The organism is Zarconia sp. (assembly GCF_057467645.1).
Window position 1 is genome coordinate 19,104 of record NZ_JBRJXU010000064.1, and the last position, 13,869, is coordinate 32,972.

Here is a 13,869-nt window from a genome sequence, read left to right on the forward strand (position 1 = left end):
CTCAAACTGTTTCCATAGGAGAACTTTTTATGTCGGGTACGACCGGAGAACGTCCGTTTTCAGACATTGTTACTAGCATTCGGTATTGGCTGATTCACGCCCTAACCATTCCCATGCTATTCATTTCCGGTTGGCTGTTCGTCAGTACCGGTTTGGCTTATGATGTGTTTGGTACTCCCCGACCGGACGAGTACTACACTCAAGATCGCTTGGAATTGCCCATCGTCACCGATCGCTTTGAAGGGACCGGGCAAATTGAAGAATTTATGGGTAAATAACCACCACAGGAGTTTTTAAACAATGACTGGTCCTACATCCAACGAACCCGTTTCTTATCCTATTTTTACCGTTAGATGGCTCTCGGTACATACTTTAGCCGTTCCCACCATCTTCTTCTTGGGCGCGATCGCCGCCATGCAATTTATTCAACGCTAGGAGAGCGCCATGCCGACTCGTAGTCCCAACCCAAACAGACAACCCGTTGAGCTTAACCGTACTTCGCTTTACCTGGGTCTTCTGCTGATTTTTGTGCTGGGTATCTTATTTTCCAGCTACTTCTTTAACTAACTGAGTTTAAAAAATTCAAGTTAAGTCAGTCTAAATTACTTTTGTCCGTTGTTGGAGGTCTTTTAAATATGTCCGAAGGTGGCAAAATCCCTCTGTGGATTGTTGGTACGATCGCCGGATTAGGTGCTGTTGGCATCTTGTTTTTATTCTTTTACGGTTCCTATATGGGTGTCGGTTCTGCTCTGTAAGCAAGTTCGATACGCAAAATAGACTTAAAACTCTCTTCAGTTCGTATAATCGCTTGTCAAGAGAAAGATCTCTCATATAGCAGTATTTATTATGAGAGTACTTTTTCAGCGTAAGTATTTAACCGAGCTTAGATTCTATCCTCCAGAAGCTGCCTGTTCGATTGAGAAAGGTAGCTTTTGTGTATTCTACCCGGATTCCCTAACTGGTTTCCAAAATCACCTCGCCATTTTGAATGGCAACCAATTTAAGATTGAGAGGACCGGCTGTATAGGTCAGTTCCGTTGCGATCGCCTGAACCTCGATCGGAGTTTGCTGTTCTTGAAGGGCTTTAATAAAATCGATCGCACTTTCAGGACGACCGTCAGCCACTTGAATGCGCTCGGCGAGAATACCTTCCTGGACGGCTCGCAATTTAGAAGCTTCGAGTAACACCTCGATGCGTTCGAGGACTTCATCGTCGCTCATCGTCGCAGTATCGAGAGACACTTCTGCGATCGCCTCTCCCTCGTCAAACACCAACTGATTCCGCGCGATCGAGATCGTAACATCGACTTCATTTTCCCCCAGGATGTAGTTTCCTGCAGAAAGAACCCGCACCACATATTCTTCCCCGCTTTGGATTTCTTCCATCAATGCCTCTAATTCCAAGGGCAGTGGCTGAATAATCAGTTCTTCCTGAGTGGTACCAGGACGAGTGAGCTGAGTAGCGACGTGATTGGCTTCCCCCAAAATCTGTCCGATCGCCCGATCGACATTTCTCTGAGTGGCATGAGCGCGCGCGACTCGCACCACACCCGACGCTAAAACCTGTCCGCGGCCGATCGCCACGCGACGCTCTCGCAACAAGCGAAAGTTATTTTCCAAAACGCTCACTTGTTCTTGGAGCAGGAGTTGCCGATCTCCCAAGTCTTCGAGCAAGCCTTCGCGCTCGACCAATATTTTTTCCTGCTCGCTCAATTGCTTTTCTTGTTCGGCGATTTCCGCGAGCTGCTGCTTTTGAGTCTGGACTTGTTCTTCGTTACGTCGCACGAGCTGTTGGCGCTCCCCTTGCAGATTTTCAATCGCCGAGCGCAGTCTTTCTTCCTCAGCTTGGCGCTCTCTTTGTAAGTTATCGATTGCCGAGCGCAGTCTTTCCTCCTGAGCCAAGATTTGACTGAGTTGGTCGTCTTTTTGACTCAATTGGGCTTCTGTTTGCGTGAGTTGGTCGTCTTTTTGACTCAATTGGGCTTCTGTTTGGGCGAGTTGGTCGTCTTTTTGACTCAGTTGCGTTTCCACGCCTTCCAATTCCTCTTGAGTGAGGTCGAGTTGCTCCTGGGTTTGTTCTTGTTTGGTCGATACGGCAGCCAGAGACTCGTTAATCGCATCCAAGCGCTGCTTGGCCTCAGTTTGGGCGGTAGCCAGTTCTTGCTGCACCTGGGTTTTCTGAGCTTGAGTGCGATCGAGATCCTTGCGTGCTTTGACTAAATCTTCTTGGAGTTCCTCTAGTTCGAAAATCCCCGTTCGCAGTTGCTTATCCGCAGCCAGTAAAATTCCCAATGTCGAGGCGGCGACTACACTGCCCGTGAGAACGGTGATCAGAGTCGCCGTTTTGCGAGGTCGCAGCTTGAACAAACTCAACCGCGCTTTGCCCACTTTCGTGCCGATTCGATCCCCTGCAGTGGCGAGCGCCCCCCCCAGTACCAAAACGGCCACAATCAGGATATACCCGGTGGTCATTAATATCACTTGCCATAAGAACTACGCTTATTGTGCCATTGCTCGGGCATTCCGCGCGGTCGGATTTCCGAATCTTGGCAATCCGACCGGGTTAAAACTCGAAAATGCAACGGACGATCCACTTGGGGATGACATCGAACGATTTCAAGTGCTATGTAAATTGCTGACTGAGATCGACGGGGTTGTGAACGGTAATCTTCTTTTTGTGAATCGAAATCATTTTTTCTTGGCGCAAATCTCCGAGCAATCGGGTGACAGTAACGCGAGTCGAACCAATGGCTTCGGCGATCGCCTGATGGGAAAGCTTAAGATCGATGGTAATGCCATCGGCACTGGGAACGCCAAAATCTCGACACAAAATTAACAAAAAACTCACCAACCGCGATCCCATATCCCGATGGGCCAAGGTTTCGATCATCATTTCTGTTTGCAGAATGCGCGAAGACAAGCCCTGCAACATCAGCATCGACAGATCGGGGTCTTCTTTGAGGGCTTTTTCGACCTGTTCGATGGGAACCGATAACAGCTCTACGGGAGTAAATGCTACCGCATGGTAGAACCGATCGGAACGATGACCGGTGATCAAAGACAAAACCCCGAAAACGCTATTTTCTCGCAACAGCGCCACGGTAATTTCTTCCCCCGCTTCGTAAACACGGGAGAGTTTTACGGCTCCTTTTAATAAGAAATAAACTCGCTCGGCCGGATCTCCGGGAAAAAAGATAGTCTTACCCCGATCGAAAGTTTCTACGACAGGTGGAAACACTCCGGTACCCATCTGACAAAACATGGCTGCAAGCGGTCTATCTGGTATTACAACCATCTTTTTCTCCCTCTGCGATATATTGTGGATGCTTTTTGGCCCGTCGAGCTAAGCCTGTCTTACATGGCGATCGACCGTCAGAAATATCTGACGCACTTTAACATAGGATACTTCAAAATTCCCCATACAAGATTCATTTGGGGCAATTGACAACCCAATATTCTCAAGTGGGTTCTATCGATGGCATCAACATCCATATTATCCCGATGTTGAAAGCGATCGGTCCCGATCGACGCAGGATATCGTTCTAGCTCGGTGTGATGAAGGATTTAGGTCGGTTCGGGAGGCAGATGGACTCTCACCTATTTAAACCCATTTAAATTGTACATTTAGTTGGTGGGGGAGATCGGAACAAAGGAATTGACTTGCGTGAAAGCGAGCGTATACCCATGTAAGGGACTTGCCAAGACATAAAGTAAGTAGGTGGGCGTTAAAATCTTTACCTATGTAACTAAATGTAAATAGCCTCAACTCCTCTCTCCAGGCGAAATAGGAGTTGTTTTACAAATTGCAACATAACACAGCTTTTCAGTGCCTACCTACTTACCCGCTTCATCAAAGATACACCGGTAGGAGGAATGCGGCCGTTGACCCCGACGATGAGTACACTCTAAACCCGCACACCCCTAAGTGCACGTTAACTGACGGGTGTACGATCGGGCTGTTCCCATGCTGGTGGCTGCAGCTCTCGCATTCATTCATGAAAAGTTAGGAGACAAGAGGCGTTGGTGAAAGATTGAACTTGAGGTGCCGCGTGTCAAGCAGGACAAGCGAAAGGGGAACCGGTACGTCAGAAAAAACCAGAACGCAACTCCAATCCTCAGGCATCAAAGTGATACAGATGTCATGTTCGGGGTGAGGTAATGGTTAGAATGGAGACATTCAAAACAACCAAAAGAATAGGTCGATCGAAATAGATCGGAGGATTTGCCTTCCCACCATTGAAATCTCGAAAGCACCTACTTTTAGGAGAAAATATATGGAAGATCGATCGGAGTTTTTATATCCCCGCCGTCGATATCACGGAGACTTTACACCCGAACATGTCGTCTTTAATGCAAATTTGCAAGAATTTGCTCAGAAAGTGACCTACATCTGTAATTTAGAGACCAATGGCAAACTGTCTCCCGATACAGCCTACCAAGAAATTAAAACACTCTGGAAACAGCTCAAACACTCAAAAAAGCAACTCAAGATCGGCGATCGCTCTTCATAGATTTACTTCCCTAAATCGTGGCGTCAATCCAATCGATTGAGAGATTGTTCCTCGCGATCGCGAGTAGACCAGCACACACGGGTTTGGAAGAGTGTTGAGCACCTCAGAGGCAAGACGTGCATGGGAAAAATTACATGAGCTCATTGTTCGAGCATCATCGCTCCCCTGGGTCCGAGGGATATGACTCGTATGACTTGGAGGAGATGTAACTCAATCGCCTAAAACGCGAGCGATCCACTTCTAGGTTTGTCGCAATTGCCAATCCGACGACAGCCAATCAATTGACTCAATGACGTCTCATTCGAACGATCTCGAACCAGCAGCAAGGGTAGAAAGTGGGGAACGGGTCGCAAGAAGTAACGGTAAAATTCGGGTTTGAGCTTCTATATACATTGAACGTCAATTATTCAGCGTAAATTGACTGAGTAAAGAGTCTCTTCAGGTCAACTGCTGCTGACGCTTTAGGTCGAGCAGTTGCAGAACGACAACTCTAAAATGGTATAAGCTGTCGTCCGATCGCAACCCCCACTGCCATGTTTAGAAATTACAGTCACTTGCTACTGGACAATCCCGCTCAACTGAACTACGGCATTGCCGTATCCGATCTCGATCGAGATGGTGCATTCGAGCTATTCGTTGCAGGTTTTGGTGGTGCCAATCTGGTACTAAAATGGAACGGCGAAGGCTTTGTGAATATTGCCGACCCCACTTTAGCCGATCCCCGGAGACAAGCCATTGGCGTGGCAGCCGGAGATATTGATGGAGACGGGGGCGAAGAAATTTACATCCTTAATACCGATACGTTCTCCGGTCGAAAACAATTTGGAGATCGCCTCTTTCGTTACCAAGATGGAGGGTGGATCGATTTGTGTTCCCAGGCTGAATATCGCCCGGTTCTCAACCTAACGGCCGGACGTTCCGTCGTCTGCGTCGATCGGTTTGGGAACGGTCGCTACGGCTTTTTTATCGCCAACTACGGCGGTCCCATGCGCTTGTACGAACTCGACAAGACCAATGGTGCCGAAAAGCTCATCGATGCCGCTCCCGATGCTGGACTCGCCGCGATCGCTGGTGGACGGGGTTTGGTCTCCCTACCTTTAGTGACCCCTCACATGGACATCTTCGCAGCCAACGAGAACGGTCCGAATTTCTTATTTTGCAATCGCGGCGATGGCACTTACGAAGAAACCGCTCGAGAGGCTGGATTGAGCGATCTTCGCGAACACGGACGCGGTGTGGCGTTCCTGGATGCTGATGGGGATGGGAAATTCGATTTAGTTTACGGTAACTGGGAAGGACACCATCGGCTATTTTTACAAGGGGCAACCGGCCACTTCCGCAATGTCGCCCCCGAAGAGATGGCCCGACCGTCCCGCATTCGCACCGTCATCGCCGCCGACTTCGATAACGACGGAGTGGAAGAGCTATTTTTCAATAATATTGGCGAACCCAACCGTTTGTTTGGTTTGCGCGATGGTAGTTGGCGACGACTTGATGTCGGAGAAGCCTGGGAACCTGATGGTCTTGGGACGGGGGCAGCAGTCGGGGATTTTGACGGAGACGGTCAACTCGAACTCCTCATTTCCCATGGAGAGTCGGGGGCCCAACCCCTGTCTTTGTATCGCAGTGCGCCCAACAACAATTATTGGCTGCGAGTTCTACCTTTAACGGTTTACGGCGCACCGGCACGGGGAGCCGTTTGTACCCTGATTGCCGGGGGACGGCGACAAATCCGCGCCATCGATGCCGGTAGCGGCTACCTCTGCCAGATGGAACCCGTCGCTCATTTTGGCTTAGGCACCTATCCTCGGGTCGAACGCCTCGAAATTTATTGGCCCGGCGGCGAGAAAGTTGCTATCGACAATCCGACGGTCAATCAGCTTATTCAAGTGCCTCACCCCAGTTCCGACTCGAAAAAAATGATTTGAATTGTATTTAACCGAACTCGATCTTAAAAGCGGTAGTGACGATCGCCGACCCACAGACTCACCGGAACTCCATGGCCGCGATCGTCGACTTTAACTTCAACCACGAAAGAACCTCCCGGAGTGTCGCCCAAATTCCGAACCCGAATCGCATCACGATCGACCTGTTGGTGACGTTCCTCGCTCATATAATAGGTTTCGAGACCGTATAGGATTCGTCGTCCTTTGACTTGGCCTCGCAGGGCAATTTGATTGCGAGCTAAATTGTGGGGACGAACTGCCGAAATCCCAACCGGTTGCCAGGGAATGGGCGAGTTAGCATAGCGGACGATCGGGGATTCGAGAGTAATGTAAAAAGTAAAATTCCGTTGTCCCCAATGGCGATCGAAAAACTGCTCGCTGCCGGGTAATTGCCTTAAGGTTTCCGGGTGGGAAATTTCGTAGCTGAGTTCTCGACGATCGCGCCCAATAGGACTGGCGGAATTGCCCCCAGTGGTTTGCAGGACGATGGATTTCCCCGTGACGTAAGTATAGACATCTTGCAGGGGAACCAAGACTGCTAATACCGATTGCAGTAGCAACGGAACCCACAAGCGCCAAGATGACAACCGTTTTTTGGGTTGAGGCGTGGATGAACTCTCGGTCGCAGGTGAGGCTAGATCGTTACTCATGAAGTTTCCTCGCGAGTCAGATCGATTTTCGATCGATGCTTAAGTTTTTTCTCGTTGCGCTCGAACCAAAGTCCGGCAATCGTCACACCAACACCACACAATGCAAAGACAAGAGATTTTAAGATTAATCCCGTGTTGTATTCGATCATCCGGGTCGCGATGCCCAGAACCAACAACAGTAGCCCTCCCCAAAACGTTCGGCGACTTCCTAAAGTCACACCATCCCAAATCAGAGCGAGCGCCAAACCAAACAGCATGACGTTAAAAACGAGGGCGATCGCTGTAGGCATTCGCTCGACACTGAGATGCCGATAAGTGACGCACCCAGCAATCGTTAAAAAACAGGCGATCGAGCCAGTATTAACTGCTTTTATCGGGATAGATTTCCAGCCATTGGGACGGAATCGAAACTGTATCCACCCCAGCATTGCTATACTACTTAGAATACCAATATCGAGGAATGTCGGCAAGTTTTGTTGCCACTGTAGGGGGGGTAAATCGAGTCGATCGATATAAGTCCATCGATTAAACGAAAGGCTATAAAATAAAAGCGCTAAAAACCAAACCGCTAAACTCCGACTCGTGGATTGAAATTGCTCTGGTAACGATACAGAATTAGATGGGCGAGCTTGAAGAGAAAATCGCCAAATATTATCGCTATATCCCCATAAAAGTGCGGGTGGAAGTACGAATGCAACTTCCAAAAACCAGCCCTGCCAACTTAAAACGGTCACGACTAGCGAGGCGGTAATCGCCACTGCCCCTAAGGCAAAAATCGTACGGGAACGACACCAATAAGCCAGAGGAATAAAAAGACCTGCCGCCACCAAAGACATCCGATCGAGGGTCCATTCCACCCAGGCTAAAGTTTCCCAACTTCTATCTCCAAATACTCCCAGCCAATATCCCGTTTCAATGAGGAGAATTGCCAGAACTCCTAGAGACGTGAGGCGCAGGCTAAATGCCATCATCAAGACTCCCAAACCCCACATTAGAAATAGTTCCCAAACTCTTCCACTTTCGTAGAACATTTGGGACATCAGCATCATATTTGCCCCTAAAACGATCGCCCCAAGGATTAACAATCCTTGACCTAAACTTCGATAGGCTTTGGGTAAAGAGGGGGTGCGCCACAGATAAAATCCCGTGCTATTGACCCCAACAAATAAACTCACCAGCAGAATTGAGCGATAGGCGCGCGGCCAAATTCCCCAATTCGCCGTGGCAAAGGCGATCGCCCCCAAACCCATCAAGATGCCCCCCAATGCCATTAAAATCGCAATAAAACGGTTGCGTGCCGCACTCTCAATTTCCGCAAACTGATAGCATTCGGCGAGTTTGGCATAGGTCGGCGGATCGATGATTCCTCGATCTCGCCAAGTTTGAGCTTCTTGACGCAGTTGGCGGCGAAACTTTTCGGAAACCATAGTCTTGCGGGGGTTACCCGAGACTCAATGGAGTCTCGATGGGTTCGATACTTCTGAAATTTTAGGGTGTCAAAGGGGTTGATGGCAGATTGGAAGGTTTTTGTTGATATGTATTGGTGTGGGGTGTCGCTGAAGGTTAAACTGCATCGGAATCTTCCAGAACTTTCTGGTAAATCGCGCGATCGCCATCGGAAAAACAAACAAACACGATCGATTCGATCGCCCCATTTCCCACCAGAAACTGTCGCACTTCCCGAACGGCAATTCTTGCCGCGCGCAGTTTGGGAAAACGATAGACCCCCGTACTAATGGCTGGAAATGCCAGGGTGGCGATCGGGTACTCGTGGGTAAATTCCAAGCAATTGCGGTAACATCGCGCCAGCAACTCATCTTCGGGACGGGAATCCTCTTGCCCCAAAAAACTGCCTTTCCAAATCGGACCGACGGTATGAATGACCCATTTCGCCGACAGGTTATACCCTTGGGTAATTTTGGCTTCGCCCGTGGCGCATCCGTTCAACTGACGGCATTCGGCGAGTAACTTTGGCCCTGCTGCGCGGTGAATGGCCCCATCAACGCCACCTCCTCCCAGGAGAGAAGTGTTCGCCGCGTTGACGATCGCCTCGACCTGTTGTTGGGTAATATCTCCTTGGATAACTTGAATTCGCTCTTCCATCGCGTGACCTCATCTTGAACGTTCCCGCACCACCCGTCGATCTCATTTTAAACGGAGAGAATCGGAAGCTAATGCCGCTACGGGTCATTAAAAATGCGTATTGAAAAGTGGAACGGGACCCAAACCGATACCGCTCGCGATGCACGCAAAATTAAAAATGCTTATGCTTCATCGCTTTCAGTGGTTGAGAGCTGGTCAGTTATTTCTGCCACGCTGCACTAGGGAGAATCCGCGTAGAGTAAAACAAAAGAGTACGCGACTCGATTTCGGTTTATGAAAAAATGGCAACTCTTACAATCTCAACCCGTTTTAACCCATCGTTGGTGCCAGGTTCGACGAGATGAAGTGCAATTGCCCAATGGCGAGATCGTCGATGATTTTTTCGTGAACGTTCGACCCGATATTGCCTTAGTTTTAGCAGTAACGGGCAATGATGAAATTGTGTTCGTGCGTCAGTACCGACACGGCGTTGGGGAGATATTACTCGAACTGCCGGCGGGGGGATTCGATCGGGCACGTGAAGATGCTGAAGTTGCGGCGGCGCGGGAACTGACGGAAGAAACGGGTTACGTGGCCGATCGATTAACAAAACTGGCGACGTTTTACGATAATCCCGTGAAAGATACCAATCAACTTCATTTATTTCTGGCTCGGAATGTGGTGTTGATGGAGAAACAGCAGCTCGATCGCACGGAAGAGATTGAAGTGGTTTTAGTCCCGATTGCTGAGGTAGAGAGCAAGATAAAATCCGGAGAGATTTGCGTTTCCGGAACGGTGACCGCTCTGTTTTTAGGATTGAGTGCTCTTGAGGTTCGCTCTAAGCGGATTGAATGACTGAAAAAGATTAAAAGGGTGCGAAAATCGTAACGATATCAAGATAAATCCTAGTTTTTCTCAGTCACTAAAAAACGATAGAGTCATGGCAAAAATAAAGTGGAAGCAACTCTTGATTGGGGAGTTTTCTTGGCAAAGACTCATTCGATCGATTTTATTTATTTATGCCTCCGTTAGCGTTTATCTGTTTTTCGGGGCCGATCGCCTAATTTTTTTACCCCCGACACCAACTTACCAAGACAGCGCTAATATTATTAGACTAGAGACTCGAGATAGAGAAAGCATTTCAGCGACGTACTTTCCTAATTCTTCTGCAACCTATACGATACTTTACGCTCACGGAAATAACGAAGATTTAGGGCAAATATTACCAGTTTTACTTCATCTGAACGAATTAGGCTTTGGGGTGTTTGCCTACGATTACCGAGGATACGGAACCAGCGACGGTCAACCCTCAGAACGTAATGCCTACGAAGATATTGACGCGGCCTATGCCTATCTTACTCAAACTTTAGAGATTCCCCCCGATCGCATTATCGTTTACGGTCGTTCGGTGGGTGGCGGTTCGGCGATCGATTTAGCCTCTCGCCAAGCGGTGGCCGGGTTAGTGGTGGAAAGTTCTTTTGTGACGGCGTTTCGGGTGGTAACTCGCATTCCCCTTTTTCCGTTCGATAAATTTGCCAATCTTGAAAAAATTAAGCGCGTCGATTGTCCGGTTCTGGTGATGCACGGAACGGCAGATGAAGTGATTCCATTCTGGCACGGCAAGCAACTTTTTGAGGCGGCAAAACCTCCCAAACAAAGCCTGTGGATTTTGGATGCCGGACACCAAGATTTAAGAGAAGTCGCAGGGGAACGCTATGGGAAAGCCCTGAAATATTTTATACAAAAGATATCGTGAAATGATTTAATCTTTAAATTGAATTATTTTCGATATAGAGCCAAATTAATTGACTTTTTAGGTCACTATTTTTTTGAGACAAAGAGATAAATACTCAACGCAAGTGTCAAGAAACCTTTAGAATATAAAAGAAGTCGCGTTATGTTGGTGCAGGTTTACTTATTGTGGGTTTCAAGATCGGTTTACTGGGATTAGGCACAGTGGGTACGGGAACTGCCCAAATTTTGCTAGACGCTGCGGGGCGGCATCCCCTACTCCAAGAATTAGCCATCACGCGAGTGGGGGTGCGATCGCCCGATAAGCCCCGTTCGGTGGAACTTCCCCCCGAAGTGGTCGGCACCGATCTCGATGCGATCGTCACCGATCCCGAAATTGATATCATCGTCGAACTGATTGGTGGACTCGAACCGGCTCGATCGCTAATCCTCAAGGCGATCGAATCTGGAAAGCACGTCGTGACTGCTAACAAGGCTGTGATTTCTCGCTACGGAGACGAAATCTTCTGTGCCGCCAACGAAAAAGGCGTGTACGTAATGCTCGAAGCGGCGGTGGGGGGAGGTATTCCCGTCATCAGCCCTCTCAAGCAAGCCCTCGGTGTCAACCGTATCAAACGAGTCACCGGCATCATTAACGGCACCACCAACTACATCCTCACCCGGATGGAAGCCGAAGGGGCGGACTTTGCCGACGTGCTCGCCGATGCCCAACGCCTGGGTTACGCCGAAGCCGATCCCACCGCCGATGTCGATGGATTGGATGCCGCCGATAAAATCGCCATTCTTGCCTCGCTTGCCTTTGGCGGACGTATCAAACTCGACGACATTTACTGTGAAGGGATTCGTCGCATCAGTTCTGCCGATATCGCCTACGCGGAGAAACTCGACTTTACCATCAAACTGCTGGCGATCGCCCAAGAAGATACCCCCGCAGAGGGCGATACACCCCAGCAACTGGAAGTGAAAGTCCACCCCACCCTGATTCCCAAAACCCATCCCCTCGCCAACGTCAACGACGTCTACAACGCCATTTTGGTGGAAGGGGAACCCCTAGGACAGGTGATGTTCTTCGGGCCCGGTGCGGGGGCTGGGGCAACCGCCAGTGCTGTGGTTTCCGATATCCTCAACATTGCCGCTATCCTCAAAACCGAAACCGAACCCATCCCCCATCCCCTGCTGAGTTGTTCTCACCAGCACTACTGCGCGATCGCCCCAATGGAAGATTCCGTGAGTCGATTTTACGCCCGGGTTCTCACCCACGATCGCCCCAGTGTCATCGGGCATTTGGGGATGAGTTTTGGCTACCACGGCGTCAGCCTGGAATCGGTGGTGCAAATCGGGATGCGCGGGGAACTGGCGGAAATTGTCCTCGTCACCCACCACGTCCGAGAAGGCAACTTTAATGAAGCCCTCGCAGAAATTCGCAATCTGGATGCCGTGAGCGATATTCCCAGCGTGTTGCGCGTGTTGTAGGGGCGCGCGCATTTGGGCGACATCTCATTGCTAGAACGACACCTTATATATCCAAATGCTATAGCCCTCACGCATGGCTAGCGCTAACGCCCTCTCCGGGTGATGGGGAGACTACTCCATCGCACAAATCAAGTGGTATATTCGGCGTTAATTTTCACGTAATCGTAACTCAAATCGCATCCCCAGGCAGTTCCCGTACCAGTGCCGCTACCAATCTTCACCGAGATCGAGACCGTATCGTCTTTGAGGTATTCCCCAGCAGCTTTGGCTTTGAGGTATTCGCTGGCGGCGGCCCGATCGAAGTCTTGGGGTTGCCCTTTCTCCAGCAATAGGAAATCCCCTAATTTGACCTGCAATTCGTTTTGGTCGAAACTGACTCCCGCCCGACCGGCTGCCCCGGCAATCCGTCCCCAGTTGGGATCGCGACCGAAAACGGCCGATTTCACTAGAGAAGATCCGGCAATGGTAATTGCCACCTGCCGGGCTGCCGCATCATCCGGTGCGCCAGACACTTCTACTTCAATCAGACAAGTCGCCCCTTCGCCATCCCGGGCGATCGCTTTTGCCAGATACTGACACACATAGGTCAACATCGCCTCTAGCCTCTTCGCATCGGGTCCCATCTTCGTAATGGCGGTAGTGCGAGACTGACCGTTAGCGAGAGCAATTAGGGTATCGTTGGTGCTAGTATCGCCATCGACGGTAATTTGGTTGAAACTGCGCTGAGTTGCCCGCGTCAGCATTTCCTGCCAGAGTTGGGAAGAAACAGCCGCATCACAGGTCACGAAAGCCAGCATCGTCGCCATATTCGGGTGAATCATCCCCGATCCCTTGGAAATGCCGCCTATGCGGATGGTGCGATCGCCGAACGGGGCTTCAATGGCAATGGATTTACTGACCAAATCGGTCGTGACGATGGCGTTTGCTGCGTCGTCTCCTCCATTTTCCCCATCGTTCAATGCAGCCGTCACCACTTTGGGAATTCCCCCGCGCATGGCATCCATCTTAATGCGCTGTCCGATCACTCCCGTGGAGGCGAGCAAGACTAAATCCGGGGAAACGCCCAACGCCTGGCCCGTTAACTCGGCGCATTCGATCGCATCTTCCCAACCCTGGGAACCGGTAGCGGCATTGGCCTGACCCGCATTACAGAGAATGGCGCGGGTGCGGGGTTTGGCTTGCAAGCGTTCTCGGCAGTAGTCCACGCAGGCGGCCCGCACTTGGCTGGTGGTAAATACCCCAGCAGCGATCGCCTCACTATCCGATACGATTAATGCTAAGTCTTTGGCACCCGAGGGCTTCAACCCCGCTGTAATGCCCGCTGCTTTAAAGCCTCTAGGGGCTGTGACCCCACCCGGAATTTCTTGCCAGTTTACCACCTGATTTTGTCCTTACTTATCTTGAAAATTGTTCATTGTCGATTATCTCTTGTCAACGACTCTTCATGTCCAATGC

15 protein-coding genes are annotated in these 13,869 nt (G+C 49.9%); 9 read left to right on the top strand and 6 right to left on the bottom strand.

Features of this window, described 5'->3' with window-relative positions; translation table 11 throughout:
• Positions 1-29: 29 nt before the first annotated feature.
• The 4 genes from psbE to AC2215_RS09190 all read left to right on the top strand — a co-directional run bounded on the left by psbE (position 30) and on the right by AC2215_RS09190 (position 755).
• On the top strand, positions 30-278 hold the full coding sequence (gene psbE / locus AC2215_RS09175; RefSeq protein WP_486809677.1) for a cytochrome b559 subunit alpha: 249 nt from the start codon (positions 30-32) through the stop codon (positions 276-278).
• 22 nt (positions 279-300) lie between these two features.
• Entirely contained in the window at positions 301-435 is a 135-nt protein-coding gene (psbF, locus tag AC2215_RS09180; protein ID WP_486809678.1) for a cytochrome b559 subunit beta, read from the top strand.
• A gap of 9 nt (positions 436-444) precedes the next feature.
• Positions 445-567, top strand: coding sequence for a photosystem II reaction center protein PsbL (gene psbL / locus AC2215_RS09185; protein ID WP_486809679.1), 123 nt, complete (start codon positions 445-447; stop codon positions 565-567).
• A gap of 68 nt (positions 568-635) precedes the next feature.
• Positions 636-755 carry a photosystem II reaction center protein J gene (locus AC2215_RS09190; protein WP_486809680.1) on the top strand — a complete coding sequence of 40 codons (120 nt, stop codon included), beginning with the start codon at positions 636-638 and terminating at the stop codon, positions 753-755.
• 199 nt (positions 756-954) lie between these two features.
• On the opposite strand, the gene AC2215_RS09195 is transcribed toward AC2215_RS09190, so the two are convergent.
• Both AC2215_RS09195 and ntcA read right to left on the bottom strand, forming a co-directional pair.
• Positions 955-2,472: a DUF3084 domain-containing protein gene (locus AC2215_RS09195; RefSeq protein ID WP_486809681.1), complete on the bottom strand. Its 1,518-nt coding sequence runs from the start codon at positions 2,470-2,472 to the stop codon at positions 955-957.
• Between the two features lie 151 nt (positions 2,473-2,623).
• Positions 2,624-3,295 carry a global nitrogen regulator NtcA gene (gene ntcA, locus AC2215_RS09200; RefSeq protein ID WP_486809682.1) on the bottom strand — a complete coding sequence of 224 codons (672 nt, stop codon included), beginning with the start codon at positions 3,293-3,295 and terminating at the stop codon, positions 2,624-2,626.
• 979 nt (positions 3,296-4,274) lie between these two features.
• Here ntcA and AC2215_RS09205 point away from each other — a divergent pair.
• Together AC2215_RS09205 and AC2215_RS09210 are read left to right on the top strand one after the other, a co-directional pair.
• Positions 4,275-4,511, top strand: a complete 237-nt coding sequence (locus AC2215_RS09205; protein ID WP_486809683.1) for a DUF7219 family protein — start codon at positions 4,275-4,277, stop codon at positions 4,509-4,511.
• A gap of 533 nt (positions 4,512-5,044) precedes the next feature.
• Positions 5,045-6,439: a CRTAC1 family protein gene (locus AC2215_RS09210; protein ID WP_486809684.1), complete on the top strand. Its 1,395-nt coding sequence runs from the start codon at positions 5,045-5,047 to the stop codon at positions 6,437-6,439.
• 23 nt (positions 6,440-6,462) lie between these two features.
• On the opposite strand, the gene AC2215_RS09215 is transcribed toward AC2215_RS09210, so the two are convergent.
• The 3 genes from AC2215_RS09215 to AC2215_RS09225 all read right to left on the bottom strand — a co-directional run bounded on the left by AC2215_RS09215 (position 6,463) and on the right by AC2215_RS09225 (position 9,210).
• Complete coding sequence (locus tag AC2215_RS09215; RefSeq protein ID WP_486809685.1) at positions 6,463-7,107, bottom strand: GDYXXLXY domain-containing protein; 645 nt, start codon at positions 7,105-7,107, stop codon at positions 6,463-6,465.
• Positions 7,104-8,534, bottom strand: a complete 1,431-nt coding sequence (locus tag AC2215_RS09220; RefSeq protein WP_486809686.1) for a DUF2157 domain-containing protein — start codon at positions 8,532-8,534, stop codon at positions 7,104-7,106. The genes AC2215_RS09215 and AC2215_RS09220 overlap by 4 nt, the downstream gene beginning before the upstream one ends.
• 136 nt (positions 8,535-8,670) lie before the next feature.
• Positions 8,671-9,210, bottom strand: a complete 540-nt coding sequence (locus AC2215_RS09225; protein ID WP_486809687.1) for an O-acetyl-ADP-ribose deacetylase — start codon at positions 9,208-9,210, stop codon at positions 8,671-8,673.
• Between the two features lie 273 nt (positions 9,211-9,483).
• Here AC2215_RS09225 and AC2215_RS09230 point away from each other — a divergent pair, with 273 nt between their 5' ends.
• The 3 genes from AC2215_RS09230 (at position 9,484) to AC2215_RS09240 (ending at position 12,414) form a co-directional block, all read left to right on the top strand.
• Positions 9,484-10,044, top strand: coding sequence for an NUDIX hydrolase (locus AC2215_RS09230; protein ID WP_486809688.1), 561 nt, complete (start codon positions 9,484-9,486; stop codon positions 10,042-10,044).
• An 85-nt stretch (positions 10,045-10,129) separates the two neighbouring features.
• Positions 10,130-10,945, top strand: a complete 816-nt coding sequence (locus tag AC2215_RS09235; RefSeq protein ID WP_486809689.1) for an alpha/beta hydrolase — start codon at positions 10,130-10,132, stop codon at positions 10,943-10,945.
• 164 nt (positions 10,946-11,109) lie between these two features.
• Positions 11,110-12,414 carry a homoserine dehydrogenase gene (locus AC2215_RS09240; RefSeq protein WP_486809690.1) on the top strand — a complete coding sequence of 435 codons (1,305 nt, stop codon included), beginning with the start codon at positions 11,110-11,112 and terminating at the stop codon, positions 12,412-12,414.
• A 128-nt stretch (positions 12,415-12,542) separates the two neighbouring features.
• Here the strand turns inward: AC2215_RS09240 and argJ are convergent, their stop codons facing one another.
• Positions 12,543-13,793, bottom strand: coding sequence for a bifunctional ornithine acetyltransferase/N-acetylglutamate synthase (argJ, locus tag AC2215_RS09245; RefSeq protein WP_486809691.1), 1,251 nt, complete (start codon positions 13,791-13,793; stop codon positions 12,543-12,545).
• Positions 13,794-13,869: the final 76 nt, after the last annotated feature.